Source organism: Hyphomicrobium sp. 99, assembly GCF_000384335.2.
Taxonomy (GTDB): domain Bacteria; phylum Pseudomonadota; class Alphaproteobacteria; order Rhizobiales; family Hyphomicrobiaceae; genus Hyphomicrobium_B.
Genome location: NZ_KQ031382.1, coordinates 1,226,733 through 1,242,556, shown reverse-complemented (window position 1 = coordinate 1,242,556; position 15,824 = coordinate 1,226,733). Strand labels below are relative to the sequence as shown.

At 60.7% G+C, this 15,824-nt stretch carries 16 protein-coding genes and 1 pseudogene; 9 read left to right on the top strand and 8 right to left on the bottom strand.

The window, feature by feature from the left end; translation table 11 throughout:
- Nucleotides 1-96 precede the first annotated feature (96 nt).
- From aroQ to aat, 4 genes are read left to right on the top strand one after another with little or no spacing between them, the layout of a single operon-like run.
- Entirely contained in the window at nt 97-552 is a 456-nt protein-coding gene (gene aroQ / locus G359_RS06145; RefSeq protein ID WP_045835408.1) for a type II 3-dehydroquinate dehydratase, read from the top strand.
- A 59-nt stretch (nt 553-611) separates the two neighbouring features.
- On the top strand, nt 612-1,103 hold the full coding sequence (gene accB / locus G359_RS06140) for an acetyl-CoA carboxylase biotin carboxyl carrier protein (protein ID WP_045835407.1): 492 nt from the start codon (nt 612-614) through the stop codon (nt 1,101-1,103).
- A gap of 40 nt (nt 1,104-1,143) precedes the next feature.
- Nucleotides 1,144-2,484, top strand: a complete 1,341-nt coding sequence (gene accC, locus G359_RS06135) for an acetyl-CoA carboxylase biotin carboxylase subunit (RefSeq protein WP_045835406.1) — start codon at nt 1,144-1,146, stop codon at nt 2,482-2,484.
- Nucleotides 2,485-2,544: 60 nt separating this feature from the next.
- Nucleotides 2,545-3,228 (top strand): leucyl/phenylalanyl-tRNA--protein transferase, encoded by a 684-nt coding sequence (gene aat, locus G359_RS06130; RefSeq protein WP_045837719.1) that lies wholly within the window; start codon nt 2,545-2,547, stop codon nt 3,226-3,228.
- A 57-nt stretch (nt 3,229-3,285) separates the two neighbouring features.
- On the opposite strand, the gene G359_RS06125 is transcribed toward aat, so the two are convergent.
- Complete coding sequence (locus G359_RS06125; RefSeq protein ID WP_045835405.1) at nt 3,286-3,720, bottom strand: YybH family protein; 435 nt, start codon at nt 3,718-3,720, stop codon at nt 3,286-3,288.
- Here G359_RS06125 and G359_RS06120 point away from each other — a divergent pair.
- Complete coding sequence (locus tag G359_RS06120) at nt 3,719-4,087, top strand: DNA glycosylase AlkZ-like family protein (RefSeq protein WP_045835404.1); 369 nt, start codon at nt 3,719-3,721, stop codon at nt 4,085-4,087. The genes G359_RS06125 and G359_RS06120 overlap by 2 nt on opposite strands.
- A gap of 23 nt (nt 4,088-4,110) precedes the next feature.
- On the opposite strand, the gene G359_RS06115 is transcribed toward G359_RS06120, so the two are convergent.
- Nucleotides 4,111-5,355 (bottom strand): alpha/beta fold hydrolase, encoded by a 1,245-nt coding sequence (locus G359_RS06115; RefSeq protein WP_052699213.1) that lies wholly within the window; start codon nt 5,353-5,355, stop codon nt 4,111-4,113.
- Nucleotides 5,356-5,702: 347 nt separating this feature from the next.
- Here G359_RS06115 and G359_RS06110 point away from each other — a divergent pair, with 347 nt between their 5' ends.
- The 3 genes from G359_RS06110 to G359_RS06100 are packed head-to-tail and all read left to right on the top strand — an operon-like array spanning nt 5,703 to nt 8,298.
- On the top strand, nt 5,703-7,160 hold the full coding sequence (locus G359_RS06110; RefSeq protein WP_045837717.1) for an amidase family protein: 1,458 nt from the start codon (nt 5,703-5,705) through the stop codon (nt 7,158-7,160).
- 31 nt (nt 7,161-7,191) lie between these two features.
- A complete protein-coding gene (locus tag G359_RS06105) occupies nt 7,192-7,683 on the top strand; it encodes a DUF302 domain-containing protein (protein ID WP_045837716.1) in 492 nt (163 codons plus the stop codon).
- Between the two features lie 33 nt (nt 7,684-7,716).
- On the top strand, nt 7,717-8,298 hold the full coding sequence (locus tag G359_RS06100; RefSeq protein ID WP_045835403.1) for a TetR/AcrR family transcriptional regulator: 582 nt from the start codon (nt 7,717-7,719) through the stop codon (nt 8,296-8,298).
- Nucleotides 8,299-8,343: 45 nt separating this feature from the next.
- Here G359_RS06100 and G359_RS06095 read toward each other — a convergent pair.
- The 5 genes and pseudogenes from G359_RS06095 to G359_RS06075 all read right to left on the bottom strand — a co-directional run.
- A pseudogene (locus tag G359_RS06095) lies at nt 8,344-8,751 on the bottom strand (GMP synthase (glutamine-hydrolyzing)); the annotation flags it as partial.
- A gap of 2 nt (nt 8,752-8,753) precedes the next feature.
- Nucleotides 8,754-9,977: a GGDEF domain-containing protein gene (locus tag G359_RS06090; protein ID WP_045835401.1), complete on the bottom strand. Its 1,224-nt coding sequence runs from the start codon at nt 9,975-9,977 to the stop codon at nt 8,754-8,756.
- 249 nt (nt 9,978-10,226) lie between these two features.
- Nucleotides 10,227-11,774, bottom strand: coding sequence for a glutamine-hydrolyzing GMP synthase (guaA, locus tag G359_RS06085; RefSeq protein WP_045835400.1), 1,548 nt, complete (start codon nt 11,772-11,774; stop codon nt 10,227-10,229).
- Between the two features lie 131 nt (nt 11,775-11,905).
- The gene (locus G359_RS06080; RefSeq protein ID WP_082073061.1) at nt 11,906-12,355 is read right to left on the bottom strand and encodes a TspO/MBR family protein; all 450 of its coding nucleotides are present in this window, start codon (nt 12,353-12,355) and stop codon (nt 11,906-11,908) included.
- Between the two features lie 113 nt (nt 12,356-12,468).
- A complete protein-coding gene (locus tag G359_RS06075) occupies nt 12,469-14,481 on the bottom strand; it encodes an acyltransferase family protein (protein ID WP_045835398.1) in 2,013 nt (670 codons plus the stop codon).
- A 157-nt stretch (nt 14,482-14,638) separates the two neighbouring features.
- Here G359_RS06075 and G359_RS06070 point away from each other — a divergent pair, with 157 nt between their 5' ends.
- Nucleotides 14,639-15,034, top strand: a complete 396-nt coding sequence (locus G359_RS06070) for an SET domain-containing protein (RefSeq protein WP_045835397.1) — start codon at nt 14,639-14,641, stop codon at nt 15,032-15,034.
- A 4-nt stretch (nt 15,035-15,038) separates the two neighbouring features.
- Here the strand turns inward: G359_RS06070 and G359_RS06065 are convergent, their stop codons facing one another.
- Nucleotides 15,039-15,623, bottom strand: coding sequence for an SET domain-containing protein (locus tag G359_RS06065; RefSeq protein WP_045835396.1), 585 nt, complete (start codon nt 15,621-15,623; stop codon nt 15,039-15,041).
- Nucleotides 15,624-15,824: the final 201 nt, after the last annotated feature.

Genomic DNA, 15,824 nt, shown 5'->3' with positions numbered 1-15,824 from the left:
CGCCCGCGCACTTTGCGCATTCGTAGAAAGCTGATAGACCCAGGGCTCCGCAATTGGTTCGGGCGTCTGCCCGGTGCCCGAACGGCCTCCAAACACATGACAAGCCTCATTTACGTCCTGAACGGCCCCAATCTAAATATGCTCGGTGTCCGGGAACCGGAAGTCTATGGTACCGAGACGCTTGACGATCTTCGTGTGCGCACCGAGAAAGCTGCGGCGAAGAACGGACTTTCGGTAGATTTCCGGCAGTCGAACATCGAGGGGGAACTCGTGAGCTGGGTGCAGGAGGCGCGCGGCAAAGCAAAGGGCATCATCATCAACGCGGGCGGGTATACGCACACGTCCGTCGCCATTCTCGATGCCTTGCAGTCCGTCAGCCTTCCCGTCGTCGAGGTTCATCTCTCGAACATCTTCCGGCGGGACGAGTTTCGCCACCATTCCTACATTTCGCTTGCCGCGACGGGCGTGATTTGCGGCCTCGGCGCGAAGGGCTATGAACTGGCCATCGATGCGATGGCCAACATCCTGAATAAATCCACAAGCAAAGCGTGACGCCGAACCCCGAGCTTACGCTATAAGACGCACGCCAACAAATCGAGGACACGGGACTGATGAGCGCAAAAGACCAAGGGCCGAAGACTGGAAGCGCCGAAGGTCAGATGATCCGCGAGCTCGCCGAGCTTTTGAACGCTACGGGTCTGACGGAAATCGAGATCGAGAAGAGCGGCCTCAAGATTCGCGTCGCGAAGCAGATATCGATTACGGCGGCCGCGCCTCAGGCTTACGCCGCAGCCCCGGTTGCAGCTGCTCCTGCTACGGTCAGCGAATCAAAGCCCGCAGCGGCAGGTCCGGGCGATCTCTCGAAACATCCGGGTGCCGTCAAGTCGCCGATGGTCGGCACGGCCTACCGCTCGCCGGAACCGGGAGCGGCCGTCTTTTGCGAAGTCGGCAGCAAGGTCAATCAGGGCGACACCGTCTTGATCATCGAAGCCATGAAGACGATGAACCAAATTCCCGCTCCGCGTAGCGGCACCGTCAAAGCTATCCTCATCGAGAACGCCCAGCCCGTCGAATACGGCGAGCCGCTGATCATCATAGAATAGAGCGCTACCGGTCCCCCCGGGAAAGACGCCTGGAGTGCAAATGTTCGATAAGATTTTGATTGCCAATCGAGGAGAGATCGCGCTGCGGGTACAGCGCGCCTGCCGCGAACTTGGGATCGCAACAGTCGCCGTCCATTCGACCGCCGATGCCGACGCCATGCACGTCAGGCTTGCGGACGAAAGCGTTTGCATCGGACCGCCGTCAGCGCGCGAGAGCTATCTCAACATTCCGGCGCTCGTCACGGCTTGCGAAATTACCGGCGCGGACGCCGTGCATCCTGGATACGGGTTCCTGTCCGAGAACGCGCGCTTCGCTGAGATCCTCGAAGAGCACAAAATCACCTTCATCGGTCCGACGTCCGAGCACATCCGGATCATGGGCGACAAGATCGAGGCGAAGGAAACTGCGAAGAAGCTCGGCATTCCGGTTGTGCCCGGCTCAGCCGGCGCGGTGACCAGCGAAACCGAGGCGATGAAGATCGCAAAGGAGATGGGCTTCCCCGTCCTCATCAAAGCGGCGGCGGGCGGCGGCGGCCGCGGCATGAAGGTCGCGACATCGGCTGCGGATCTCGGCGTGGCGCTATCGACGGCGCGGTCGGAAGCGAAGGCCGCCTTCAACGATGACTCGGTTTACATCGAGAAGTATCTGCAGAAGCCCCGGCATATCGAAATCCAGGTTTTCGGCGACGGCAAAGGCAATGCCGTTCACCTTGGTGAGCGCGACTGCTCGCTGCAACGGCGGCACCAGAAGGTTCTGGAAGAAAGCCCCTCGCCCGCTCTCAACGCGGCCCAGCGCCAGAAGATCGGCACGACGGTGGCCGAGGCGATGAAGAAGCTCAAGTATCGCGGCGCCGGTACCGTCGAGTTTTTGTTCGAAGACGGCGAATTCTATTTCATAGAAATGAACACTCGCCTGCAGGTCGAGCATCCGGTTACCGAGATGGTCACAGGGACCGATCTCGTGCTCGAGCAAATCCGCGTGGCGGCCGGCTTGCCGTTAAGCTTCACGCAGGACGACATCGAGCTTAAAGGTCATGCGATCGAGTGCCGTATCTGCGCCGAAAATCCGAAGGATTTCCGTCCCTCGCCCGGCCAGATCACGTATTGGCACCCGCCGGGCGGTCTCGGCGTGCGCGTCGACAGCGGCGTTTACCAGGGCTACAGAATCCCGCCCTATTACGACAGTCTGATCGGAAAGCTCATCGTTACGGGCAAGACCCGCAATGACGCTCTGATGCGTCTGCGCCGCGCTCTTGCCGAGTTCGTCATTGACGGCATTGAAACGACGATCCCGTTGTTCCAGGATCTCGTTAAAGACCCAGACATTGTAAATGGCGTGTACGACATTCATTGGCTCGAAAAACATTTAGGGATGAAGTAGACTTTGCCTCTGCGCGACATGTTCCGCGCGCGTCCGAGAGTTCGCTTGGCAATTGGCAGCATGGCGTCGCGCGACGACCCGATGTTCGAGATCACGCCGCAGGTTCTCCTGAAAGCCTATAGCTGCGGCATTTTTCCTATGGCCGAAAGCGCCGACGACCCGGCGCTTTACTGGATCGAGCCGCAGCAGCGCGGTGTGCTGCCCCTCGATGCGATGCATATACCTCGCCGCCTGCTCAAGACCGTCAGGACGACGCCGCTCAGGGTGGCGGTCGATAGCGACTACGACCGTGTCATCGATGGCTGCGCGGCGCCAAGGGCCGGCCGGATGTCGACCTGGATCAACACCCGTATCCGCACGCTCTACCGCGAACTTTTCGACATCGGCGCCTGCCATACCGTCGAGGTTTGGAACGGCGACGAAATGGTCGGCGGACTTTACGGTGTCGCTCTCAAAAGCGCGTTCTTCGGTGAGAGCATGTTCTCAACTGAACGCGACGCTTCAAAAATCGCGCTCGTGCATCTCGCCGCGCGGTTGATCAAGGGCGGCTTCACGCTGCTCGATACGCAGTTTGTCACCGAGCATTTGCGTCAGTTCGGAACGATCGAGCTCGACAGGAATGCGTTCCAGAGGCAGCTCGAAATGGCGCTCGAGAAAAGCGCCGATTTCTACGCTTTGCGACCTGACGCCTCGGGAGCGGAGGTCGCAGCGATTTTCTCGTCCGTGCACGCCGCCGACAAATAGGCCGAGACTTCACTTCTGCAAGCAGAGCCGAGGTCCGCCTCGGAGCCGCTTTCTCCCTCACTTCACTGGCACGGGGACGATGGCCGAGATGCGCCAACCGTCAGGAGTGCGGATCGCAAACTCATTGACGAGGAATTCATAGGTGGCCGCCTGTTGGCCAGCCGCACCTGCGGTAATGCGCGTCGGTGCATAGATATGGGCGACGTCCGGGCCGAGAGGAATGACCTGGATCGCGCTCTCGTCGGGTTCGAATTTCCAGGTGCCGGCGAACGTCGTGCGGAAGTGATCGATAACAGCCTCGCGACCCCAGAAGCGGTAGGCGCGGGCCACGAAGTTCACCGGATCCGGCTGCCCTGGCGGTGTGCGCGCAAGCACGGCATCGATTTCGTCGATGTCGTGGGCGGTTTCGCCTGCGGCTTGCCGCAAGAAGAGTGCACGAATTTCGTCGATGTCAGAAGCACTGACACCCGTGGAAATCTTTTCGCCTTTCATGAATTCGATCTCTGCGGTGGGATTCTCCCCCTTTGATCCGCTCATCTGGCGTCGCGAGCGAACTGAGCGCCTGTTTGGCTTTCGCTACCGCCTCGAGATCTACACGCCCGCAGCCAAGCGCGAGCACGGTTATTATGTTCTCCCTTTTCTGCTCGACGGCGCCCTCGTCGCGCCGGTCGACCTCAAAGCCGACCGCCAGACCGGCACACTGATCGTGCAGCGTGCGCACTTCGAGGAGGGCGCACCGCGGCATACGGCCGAAGCACTGCGCGAAGAACTCAATCGCATGGCGGATTGGCTGGGACTATCCGTTTTGAATGCAGCGCCTATCGAGAGACTGGCCGCCCATCGGAAGATCGCACCGTGATCAGGCTCTTGACTGACCAGTCGTCAGTCGGTGGCTGTCTTCAAGATGGTTTCGCAATCGTTTTGCGCTGGTTTTCCTGCGAAGCGAGCCTTGATCCATTCTTCAGTGGTTGCGCCGCCGGAGACCATCGACCCGTTGTGATCGGCTCCGGCGAAGACTTTGTATTCAACGGCATCGCCACCAGCGCACATCTGCCGAACCAGCGCGTTCGTCGTCGACGGGAATACCGTCACGTCCTGCGTGCCTTGAATTACAAGAGTGGGCGCGGCAATTTTCAACGCGCCGGCTTCATTCTCGGCGGCGAATTTAAGGAAGGGCTCTAGATCAGGGTTCGCGACGAATTGGTCTTTTGCGATCGCGGTCGACCAATAGCCGGTCATCAACGCGTGGCTCATGCACTGCTCGTGCAGGTCCGGCAGATGCGCGATCGCTTCCGCGGTCAGAATGCGTTTCAGATCGATCGCCGGATCCGTCTTCGCGTAGGATTGAAGGGTATAGAGCACGTAAGGAAGTGACAGCTCGGTCTTAGCCGATGTCATCACGGCCTTGAGACGTTCGGCGATCTGCGATCCGGGCGCGAAGGCGACGTCGCCCAAAAGTTCCAGCTCGGGAACGTAGGACGGCCCTTGCGACGCGGCGAAGAGATCGACTTGCCCGCCCTGAGAATGGCCCATCACAACGTAGCGCTTGCCGATCTTCGGCTCCAGGTTTCGTCCGGCGCGCAAGATGTCGAGCGCGTTTCGCCCGGTGGGTACGCCTTGCAAGAAGGGATGGAAGCCCGCGACGCCCAAACCTTGATAGTCGGTCGCGACAACCGCAAATCCGCTCTTCACAAAGCCGTCGAGAAGGTGCGAGATCGTCTCGATGTAAGGATGTTCGGGGCCCTCAGCGGTATCGCGAGAGGGTGCGCAGATCGCGTTGAGGCCCGTCGTGCCGTGGGTCCACGTGATCACCGGCCAGCCGCCTTCCGGCGGTTCGCCATTTGGAATCGAAACCGTTCCGGAAACGACCGTGCTCTTTCCATTTTGGTCGAGCGAACGATAGAGCACCAAGCTGTTCCGCGCCGCACTGGGAAGCGCCATCGTGCCATCGAGAGCACGCACATAGATCAACGAGCCGCGCTCACCGGCGGGCAATTCCGACGGTGAGATGTAGAACGCGTCGCCTGCGGGACCTTGAGGAATTTCGTCAGCAGCTACCGGTAACGCGGCGAAAGCGGAAATGAGCGTGCATGCGCTCGCCATCACAAAGTTGCGCACGACGGTCATGGCTTGGCCCCCCGATATCAGCACGCCGGTCTTAGGAGGGGTGGCCTAAGGGCGCGTAAACTTTTTGGTTTGTGCCTGGCGATCCGCTGGCGCGGAGCCGGCCGCCAGGCGCGTAGCGACGCCCCAGAAAATCCCCATTGCATTACGATCATAATGTGATATTACGATCGTAATTTAATTGAGCCAAGCCGCCCGTGCGGTCGTGAAACCGGCCGTGCGGACCGTCTCCGCAAGCCAAGCCAATGCGCAATCCAATGCAATGGAGGACCGAACAGATGAATGCCGAGAACATGAACCGTCGACAGGTCGTCGCCCTCGGCGTCTGCGCTGCAGCAGCCAGCGCGACGATGTGCACGACGAGTGCGGAAGCCAGCGAAGGTAAGACCGCGGACCTCACCTCGCTCGGGCTCGCGGAGACCGCCGTCGCAGTTCGGAACGGCGACATCACGTCGGAAGCCTACACGGCGGCGCTGCTGCAGCGGGCGCGATCGCAGGCCGAACTCAACGCTTTCATTACGATCGATGAGGCCGCCGTGCTTGCCGCCGCGAGAGATGCAGACAAGGCGCGTGCAGCCGGGTCAGCGGCTCCGCTCCTCGGCATGCCGCTCGGGGTGAAGGACAGCTATCTCACGGCAGGGCTGCCGACGAGCTTGGGCCTGGGAAGTCTCGCCCACTTCGTCCCGCGAGAAGATGCGGACGCTGTCCGTGCGATCAAGACTGCGGGCGCACTCGTCTTCGGCAAGAACAACCTCGTGGAAATGTCCTACGGCTTGACCGGCACCAACGCGCGCTATGGTCAGGTGAAAAACCCGCACGCCCACGATCGCGTGTCGGGCGGATCATCAAGCGGCTCCGCTGCATCCGTCGCCGCCGGCATCGTACCCGCGAGCTTCGGCGGCGATACCGTCGGATCGATCCGTGTACCCGCGTCGCTCTGCGGCGTGGTGGGGTTCAAGCCAACGACCGGGCGATGGCCGCGCAATGGCGTCGCGCCGATCTCGCATACGCTCGACACGACGGGCGTGTTCGCCCGCAGCGTGGAGGATTGCGCTCTCGTGGATCAGGTCGTGACCGGTGAGCAGAGTGCAAAGCCACCAAAGGCCGGATACGACATGAAGGGAGCACGGCTCGCCTACGCGCCGCGGCAATTCCTCGAGCTTGTCGACCCTGAGGTCGAAGCACGTTTCCGCGATGTTGTGCGGCGGCTGCGGGAAGCAGGCGCAGAGGTCGTGGAGGTGGATCTGGGCGACGACTTCAACGCGCTCATCCAGACCGCGACATGGAACATCTTCTTCCATGAGACGATGGGCGCGATCTCGGAGTTCATTCGCAGCCACAACATCCCGATCACGTTCGAGACGATCTACGAGGGCCTCCGGCCCGAGCTTCACGAGACGTGGGGACACATGGTCTTGCCGGGAGGTGGCGGCGCTATCTCCGCAGAGGCCTATCAGACCGCGCTGTCCGTGAGCCGCCCCGAAATCCAGCGCCGGTTCGACAAGGTGTTCATCGACCACGGTGCGGATGCCCTTCTGCAGCCGACGACGCCCTGCACCGCGCCTTTGATCGAACAGCAGACGAGCTTCCAGATCGCGGGGCGGGACGTCAGCAACATTACGCTGGCGAACCACACGGTGTCGGCGAGCAGCGTGGGTCTGCCGGGCATAAGCCTTCCGGTTGGCTTGTCGCGCGGTGGGCTTCCGATAGGGCTGGAACTCGACGCGCCCTTGGTCCGGGACCGGGAGCTTCTGGGCCTCGCACGCCGGATCGAAGGTGTCTTGGGTACCCGGCCGGCACCGATCTGACAGGAGGACAACCAACAAGATGGATTATCAGATGAACAATAGAGCAACCTCTGTGCGGAGCATTTCGGTCGAGCACGTTACCATCGGCTCCAACAGACCGTTCGATAAGGTCCGGGCCAAGCTCGAGACGCTGGTGCCCCGCATCGATGATGGGATCTTCACGCTGCTCCAGTACGGCGAAAGCGAGCGCGCGCGACGAGAGCTGGAAACGTGTCCGCCGCTCTCGATCTTCGGGCAGCGCAACCATGGCGCACTGCTGTCGATCGCAGGGCTAGAGCGCCAAGCGCTGCAGTACGACATCGGCAATCCGCTCACGGCGTCAAAGATGACGCGTCACCAATTGTCAGCGGGGCTCTATGCGCCCATCCGCGTGCTGCTGCGCGAGGATGGCGATGGCATGGTCGCCTTTGAATATGATCGGCCCGCATCCGTCTTCGGCCAGTTCGGCGACGGTGAGGTCGATGCCGTTGCGCAGCAGCTTGATCGCGACCTACAAGCGGTGCTCGAGGCGGCTGCGACGTAAGCACGGCAGCATTCCGAGAAACGGGAAGGAAAGATGCGTTTCGAGAAGGGTCATAAGGAGGCGACGCGGCGGCACATCGTCGATGTGGCGTCGAAGTGCTTCCGCCGAGATGGGGTTTCCGCTGCGGGAATCGCCGGGATCATGGGCGAAGCCGGCCTGACCAACGGGGCATTCTATGCCCACTTCGAGTCCAAGGAGGCGCTCGTTCGTGAGGCGTTGGCGAATGCGCTCGCCAACCAGCAAGATGGACTCGATGAAGAACAGCGGACGGGTATCGACCTAGAGGGCGCGATCCGGCGGTACCTGAACCGCGCCCACCTCGAAGACCCGGCAGGAGGCTGCCCCTCGGCGGCGTTGCTCCCGGAAATCGCCCGCCAGCCGCTGCCCACCCGGCAAATCTACGAGGACGCTCTGCAAAACTACGTTTCGGCGCTGGCCGCACTGCTTCCGGACGCTGGCACCGCGGCAAGCGTTCGCCGCGCGACGGCTATCTTCGGCCTGATGGTCGGAACCCTCCAGTTCGCGCGGGCCGTGTCCGACGCTGCGGAGGCGGAGCAGATTCTTGAAGGCGGCGTCGAGGCTGCGCTGCAGCTGGCACGCGCACCGTCTGCCTAAATCAGGAAGGTTGGGAGAGGCGATCGCGTGAGCCGATTGCCCGGCTCACTCCCACTCGATCGTGCCGGGGGCTTTTGAGGTCACGTCGTAGACGACGCGATTGACGCCGCGGACCTCGTTGATGATGCGCGTCGCGACGCGACCGAGGAACGCCATGTCGAAGTGGTAGAAGTCGGCGGTCATACCGTCGACGGAGGTTACCGCGCGAAGTCCCAGCACGTGATCGTAGATTCGGCCGTCGCCCATGACGCCAACGGTGCGCACGGGAAGAAGAACTGCGAAGGCCTGCCAGATGGCATCGTAGAGACCGGCGCGCCGGATCTCATCGAGATAAACGGCATCGGCCTTTCGCAAGATCTCGAGCTTCTCGCGCGTGATCTCTCCGGGAATGCGGATCGCGAGAGCGGGTCCCGGGAACGGATGGCGGCCGACGAACGCTTCATGACTTCCGACGCCTAGCCAGTCTTGAGTCTGACAAAGTCGAGGTCGATAGGACCGCGCTGACCGTCCTGCAACGACCGGATGTGAGCTAGGAATTCAATCTTGCCTGAATTGACGGCGACCCGGTCGCGGCCGTCCCGCTTGGCAGCATAGAGTGCATTGTCGGCGCCGCGTAGCAGCGTTTCGAAATCGGTGGCGGCATCCTCGGAACAGGACACGCCGGCGCTGACGGTACTGTTGAATGAGCCGCCATTTCCGGTGAAATGGCGTTTGGCGAGGCGCATGCGCACGACGTCCGCGAGAAGCGCCGCTGTGACGAGTGAGGCGCCAGGCACCAGCAGCGCGAACTCCTCGCCACCGAGCCGCGCCGCGAGACCTTGCGGCGGAGAGGATAACTTGAGGATCTCCCCGAAAGTTCGCAACACTTCGTCGCCGGCCAGATGTCCATGGACATCGTTGATAATCTTGAAATGATCGATGTCGAAAATGACGAGCGCGGCGGGGCCTTCGATGTCGTCCGCGATATGGCTGAGCAGCGCGCGCCGATTGAGCAAGCCGGTGAGAGGATCGGTTTCGGCGTCACGCTTGTGGCCGCATGCCAACCGCGCCTGGTTGAGCACCAAGGAAAGGGCGCCGATGCCGGCGAGGGTGGTCAAGCATATGCCGATATTGAGGTCCTCTGCCCAGTTCGACGGGATCTGCGACAGGCGCCATTCGCCGGCATACAGCAGCACGATTGCACAAGGAACGAAGGAGAGCCCTGTCAGGATATAAAGGGCTGTCAGCAGCGCGATGGCTAGTCGGGCTTCAGCGCGCCCGAGCCAGTAGTCCCAGGCCGTTACAAGCAGGATCACCGTCGCCGCAATATTCAGCACGACGATGGAGGCACCGTTGTAGCCGGCCAGCATGGGAACTGCCATGGCGGTGGAAGAGGTGACCGCGATGATGCCCACGCCGCGCCAGGGGAAAACGCCGGTGCGAAACTCCCGGCCGGCACCGAAAACGATGGCGAGGCCAGTCAGCAAGATCGTGTTTCCGGCCGCGCCGAGCGCCGGAGACATGGTCTTTGCGTACCAGCTATAGATGAGCACGCCGAGTGCCATGAAGGAAACGCCGAGCTTCCAGGCAATCAGGAAGCGTTCCGTCCTGGAGACAAGCCAGCTGACGAAAAATGTGATCGCCAATCCGCAGCCGGAAAGAACAAAAGCCGTCAGGAGCGAATGGTAGTCCAGCGGCACGGTAGAACTCTGGAACGGTTGGCGAAAGCGCGTGGATTATCGATTGGTTGCCATTGCGAAAAGCTTAAGCCGACGGCGTGGAACCCGATCTATCGCGCGACAGGATGCCGCTTGGCAGCGTTACCCCCCTCACCCGACCCGAGAGGCCCCAGATGCAGGAGGAATCAACTGGTATCGACATCCGCCAGTATCAGTTGCGTGCGCACTCCAATTGCAGCGCAACTCGGTCCGGCGCAGTCGCGAACGATTTCACTCCCACTCGATCGTGCCGGGGGGCTTTGAGGTCACGTCGTAGACGACGCGATTGACGCCGCGGACCTCGTTGATGATGCGTGTAGCGACGCGACCGAGGAAGGCCATGTCGAAGTGGTAGAAGTCCGCCGTCATGCCATCAACGGAGGTGACCGCGCGAAGTCCAAGCACGTGATCGTAGGTTCTGCCGTCGCCCATGACGCCGACGGTGCGGACGGGCAAGAGAACGGCGAAGGCTTGCCAAATGGCATCGTAGAGACCAGCGCGGCGGATCTCATCGAGATAAACGGCATCGGCCTTTCGCAAGATCTCGAGCTTCTCGCGCGTGATTTCTCCGGGAATGCGGATCGCGAGACCTGGCCCGGGGAATGGGTGACGACCGACGAAGGCTTCGGGAAGTCCCAGTTCACGGCCGAGCGCGCGAACTTCGTCCTTGAAGAGTTCGCGCAGCGGCTCCACGAGCTTCATGTTCATGCGCTCGGGCAAGCCGCCGACGTTGTGGTGCGACTTGATCGTGACGGACGGACCGCCGGTGAACGAGACGCTTTCGATGACGTCGGGGTAGAGCGTGCCCTGCGCCAGGAATTCGGCGCCGCCGATCTTCTTCGCTTCTGCTTCGAAGACGTCGATGAAATGCTTGCCGATCGTCTTCCGCTTTGTTTCCGGATCCGAGACGCCTTCCAGCGCCGTCAGGAACTGCTCGGAGGCGTCCACGTGGACCAGCGGAATGTTGTAGTGATCGCGGAAGAGGCCGACGACCTCGTCCGCCTCGCCTTGCCGCATCAGACCATGATCGACGAAGACGCAGGTCAGTTGATCGCCGATCGCTTCGTGGATGAGGACGGCTGCGACGGCGCTATCGACGCCGCCCGACAATCCGCAGATGACGCGGCCTTTGCCGACCTGCTTGCGGATCTTGGCGATCATCTCGCGACGGTAGGCGGCCATCGTCCAATCGGATTTGATACCGGCGATGTTGTGGACGAAGTTGGCGATGAGCTTCGCGCCATCCGGCGTATGCACCACCTCCGGGTGGAACTGTACGGCGTAGTAGCGTCGTTTCTCGTCGGCGACGGCGGCGAACGGAGCGTTCTCGCTCGTCGCGATCACTTCGAAACCTTCGGGCAAGCGCGTGACGCGGTCGCCGTGGCTCATCCAGACTTGATGGCGCTCACCCGGTGCCCACGTCCCGTCGAACAGCGGGCTCGGTTTGCCAATCGAAAGGAAGGCGCGGCCGAATTCGCGGTCGTGGCCGCTTTCGACCTTGCCGCCAAGTTGTTCGGCCATCGTCTGCTGGCCGTAGCAGATGCCGAAGACTGGCACGCCGGATGAGAAAACAGCGTCGGGCGCACGCGGAGAATTTTCCTCGGTCACGGACGCCGGGCTGCCCGACAGGATGACTGCCTTGGGCTTCAGCTTGGCGAACGCTTCGGCGGCATTCTGGAACGGGTGGATTTCAGAATAGACACCCGCCTCGCGCACGCGTCGCGCGATGAGCTGCGTCACCTGGCTTCCAAAATCGATGATGAGAACGGCGTCGGTCAAAGTCGGGCGAGCCTCTGTTCAAGGCCATCCCCTACGCGAAGACGGCGTCTGCCGCAACGCCTGCCTAGGCCCTCGCGCTGCGACAGTGCGGCCCGGGCGCGGGAATGGCGCAGCCAGGGCCGAAAGCCATTTCAATTCAATTGCCAAACCGCGAAATTCAGGGTCCCGGCGAACGTTACCCAGGCGAGATACGGCAGGAAGAGGTAGCTCGCGCGGGCATCGACTCGCCAGGCCATCCCGATAAACAAGATGATCGCGATCCAGAGAGCGACGAGTTCCAGAAGCGCCAGAGAAATTTGGTGCTGCCCGAACATGATATAGGACCAGAGCGCGTTCAGGATCAGCGCTATACCCCAGACGACGGTCGCGTGTGTGAAGCCCGCCGCTTTCCACGTCAGCCAGCCAGCGATGGCGATCAGGATGTAAAGGATGGTCCAGGCGACCGGGAAAGCCCAATTGGGCGGGGTCCAAGCTGGCTTATTGAGCGAAGCGTACCAGTCGCCCGGCATGAACGTCGCGCCGGAGGTTGCCGCGATGGCGACGAGCGCCGCAAAAATGATAAGTGATCCAATATTGCGCAACGATATCGCTCCTAATTTCCTCCGGTCCTTCATTGGGCCGGGCGGCGAACTGCTTCCCGCTCAGGTAACTAAACGTTGATAATCGCAAATCGGATCGGCGGTCACGTGACGCATCAAGACCGGGGGAGCGAAGACTCTTGCGCGATCTCCGGGAACTTTACGAACCGCTCCAGAAGGCGGGAACCAAATTGGTTGACGTGTCCGCCATTCTTATAAAGCAGAACGCCATCCATCACTGGCGAGCACCGCTCCTGCTGACACATGAAATCGGACGGCAAGGAAACGCTGACGCCGGGATTAGCGGCTGCGACCCGGAGCAATGCTGCATTGGACCGCTTCAGCTCGTCCAAGGCCGCCGTCTTCAACTTACCGCACGATGCAGCGTCCCGGTGATTTTCGATCGCGCTTATTATGCAGCGAACTGGCAGCGGATCGTAAGTAGGGATTTGACCGATCATCACCACTTTGATGCCTCGATCGGTGAACGTCCGCACGGTCGTCTCCAGCGCCTGATCGAAATTCGATAGGGCGCTGGCGGCTTGGTCCGTGGATTTTACCTGTCCCTTGTCGGCGGCATTCAAAAGAGCAAGCCATTTCTCCCAATACCCTGAGACGACTGCGATCTTGAGGTTCGAGTTTTGCTCGATGAACTTCTTCGCTTCGCTCTGATATGAGGCGCATTCGCGCGCCTTATCTTCCTTTTGAGCGGGGATCGAAACGCCGAAGAACAATGCGCAGCCGCCATTCGTGACCTGCCGCCCGGAGAGATTATGATCTTCGGCATATTTGGCGACGAGCGGCGTCCAATGATCGCTCATCGAGTCGCCGAAGAGCGCAATTTCGTACGAGCCTCCAGGCTCGCGCCGTTTCCCGAAATTGCAGATGTCATCGTTGGCAAAGACGTTCTGGAAGTTATCGCAGGCCCTTCGATTCGGGTTGCCCGCAACGAGCTGGCTCAAAATGCGCCGGGAATCGGATGCAAATCGCTCGGGTACGCCTTTCATGGCTTTGATAGTTCCGGCAGCCGCTCCGAGCACCAAAAGGCATGACAGAGCGGCCGTGACAAACTTCAGATCAGATCGATCTCGCGTCGCGCCCTCTGCCGGACGATGCGAAACGCGGAAAGGTCTCTCGACCCAACGCCAGGAGGCAGCCGCTGCAATCACGCTGATGAGGACGATCACCGATGCTTCTCCGGCATTCAGCGGCCGCTCTAAGCGATAACTGGCGAGCGCGAGGAGCGGCCAGTGCCACAGATAAAGCGAGTAGGAAATCAGTCCGACGAATATCGCCGGCCGGTAACTCAGCACCTGTCTCAATGAAACGTTCTGCGAGATGCAGCCGGCGATGATGGCAACGGTGCCCAAGCAGGCCGGGACTGCGTTCAGGCCCGGGAAATCCGAACTTGAACTGAGAAGAAAGAAGCTTCCGAGGACGGCTATCAGGCCAGCGATGCTCAAGGACTCGCTTGCCGTTCTTCCCAATTTTATCTGCGGCGCGACCAGTGCAAGGGCCGCACCGGAAAGTAGCTCCCAGGCGCGCGCCGGTAGCATGAAAAACGCGTATTCTTGATTGACGGCAACTTTCGCTTCCGCCAGCCAGAGCGATGCCGCAATTGCAATGAGCACGACGCCGATGATGGTGCGCTTCGAAAGAAACGGTGCCGCCAGCATCAGGAAGAGCGGCCACGTTAGATAGAACTGGTCTTCGAGCGAGAGCGACCAAGTATGCAGCAGCGGCTTTTCAATAGCTGGAGCGGAGAAATATCCGCCCGTATCGTAGAAGAAGACATTAGCGAAGAAACCGACGAACGACAGAAGGCTACGCCCGTAATACCAGAAGGCATCCGGCAGCAGGATGAAGCCTGCAAGAACCGTCACGACGACGAGGCAGGCGAACGCCGCAGGCAGAAGCCTGCGGGCGCGGCGGACGAAAAAGCGATAGAGTGAGAAACTACCGTCCGAGATTTCGTTGACCACCAGGGATGTGATTAGAAATCCCGAGATGACGAAAAAAACATCAACGCCAGCGAAGCCCCCCGTGATCACGCCGGGAAAAGCATGGTACGCGACGACGGCGATTATCGCGAGTGCACGCAATCCATCGACAAATGGCATATAAAGCATTCCCCCGCCCTTCCCTTCCGATGGAAGCCCTCCGGTTTTACTGCGATAAGAGCGGCCCGGTTTTTATCAGTCAACGCATTACTTTTGATTGGAACGAGAAACACGGGACAGGTGATTTTTTTGCGAGGTTTTTTTGGATAAGGTGGAGAGCTAGTCGATGCTGATGGTCAAAACCCGGATCGGTCCAAGCGATATCGCGGGGATTGGCCTTTTCGCGGAAGAAGACATCCCCACGGGCACTGTAACGTGGCGTTTCATGCGCGATTTCGACAGACTTCTGACGGAACGCGATATCGACAGGCTGCCGGAGCCCGCGCGATCGAACATTCTCGACCACACCTATCTCGATGCGGCGAGCGGCGTATTCGTGCTCTGCGCCGATAACGCGCGTTTCATGAACCATGCCGATGAACCCAACACGGCAGGTGTCCATGAGCCCGGGGCGATCGAGGGCTACGACATTGCGGTTCGGGATATTCGCGCCGGAGAAGAAATGACCTGCGATTACCGGACTTTTGACGCGCATGTCGCGCAAAAGCTCGGCGGAAAATAGCGGCTCACTCTCCTGGAACCACAACGGTTTCGGATACCTTCCGCGCGGAACGCCGGCGCTTGGCGGCGAGAGACCGGAGCGCTTCGGCAGCCAGGATACGGCGCTGAAGGTAGGGCGAGAAATAGCCCGCGTAGCGGCGCCAGAGATCCGACCGCATCCAGTCTTCTCCCGAGACGTGCCCCCGGCACTGGGACGAGCCGCACGAACAGGCGAACTCGTCGTAGGGGGAGCCGTCGCTCATCGCGTAATCGTAGGTGATTTCCTCGCCGGGCTGGATGTCGCGCATAGCCACGAGCGTGATTTGTCCGGAAAGACCGGAATTCGGCTCACAACTATGGTTCACGTAATCCGGCGGCTCACAGTCGGAGAGAGACACGAGATATTGGTTTTCCTCGACCTGCAGAGAATATCTACGCACGGTTTGAGGCATCTCGTTCAATTCTTCGCCGGAAATGAGCGTTCCACTCCAGACAACGATTAGCTCGCCCTTGGCGATGGCTTCTCGCGCGACGACGGTGTGGCCGCCGCGATCTGGAGTCGAATGAACTTCGCATTTCGGAGTGAGGAAAGAGTGGGGCCTGTCGCTCATTCAATGACCTCAATTGGCCTCACGAGCGTGGGCACGGCGCGACCGCAGAAAGCGAACCATGGCACCTGTCCCTCGATTTGCCGCTAGCCGTCAGCAAACGTTGCATCACATAGTTTCGTCGCGTGCGATGTCAACGGCGAAAAGTAGGCATTTAAGTGATGGCTGTGCGCCCAGGATTTCTGCCTCGCGGGCGCGGGCAGA

Bases quoted from the DNA above. Each gene is read 5' to 3' on its own strand.
- aroQ (WP_045835408.1), top strand. From the start codon at position 97: ATGACAAGCCTCATTTACGTCCTGAACGGCCCCAATCTAAATATGCTC.
- accB (WP_045835407.1), top strand. From the start codon at position 612: ATGAGCGCAAAAGACCAAGGGCCGAAGACTGGAAGCGCCGAAGGTCAG.
- accC (WP_045835406.1), top strand. From the start codon at position 1,144: ATGTTCGATAAGATTTTGATTGCCAATCGAGGAGAGATCGCGCTGCGG.
- aat (WP_045837719.1), top strand. From the start codon at position 2,545: ATGGCGTCGCGCGACGACCCGATGTTCGAGATCACGCCGCAGGTTCTC.
- G359_RS06120 (WP_045835404.1), top strand. From the start codon at position 3,719: ATGAATTCGATCTCTGCGGTGGGATTCTCCCCCTTTGATCCGCTCATC.
- G359_RS06125 (WP_045835405.1), bottom strand. From the start codon at position 3,720: ATGAAAGGCGAAAAGATTTCCACGGGTGTCAGTGCTTCTGACATCGAC.
- G359_RS06115 (WP_052699213.1), bottom strand. From the start codon at position 5,355: ATGACCGTCGTGCGCAACTTTGTGATGGCGAGCGCATGCACGCTCATT.
- G359_RS06110 (WP_045837717.1), top strand. From the start codon at position 5,703: ATGTGCACGACGAGTGCGGAAGCCAGCGAAGGTAAGACCGCGGACCTC.
- G359_RS06105 (WP_045837716.1), top strand. From the start codon at position 7,192: ATGAACAATAGAGCAACCTCTGTGCGGAGCATTTCGGTCGAGCACGTT.
- G359_RS06100 (WP_045835403.1), top strand. From the start codon at position 7,717: ATGCGTTTCGAGAAGGGTCATAAGGAGGCGACGCGGCGGCACATCGTC.
- G359_RS06075 (WP_045835398.1), bottom strand. From the start codon at position 14,481: ATGCTTTATATGCCATTTGTCGATGGATTGCGTGCACTCGCGATAATC.
- G359_RS06070 (WP_045835397.1), top strand. From the start codon at position 14,639: ATGCTGATGGTCAAAACCCGGATCGGTCCAAGCGATATCGCGGGGATT.
- G359_RS06065 (WP_045835396.1), bottom strand. From the start codon at position 15,623: ATGAGCGACAGGCCCCACTCTTTCCTCACTCCGAAATGCGAAGTTCAT.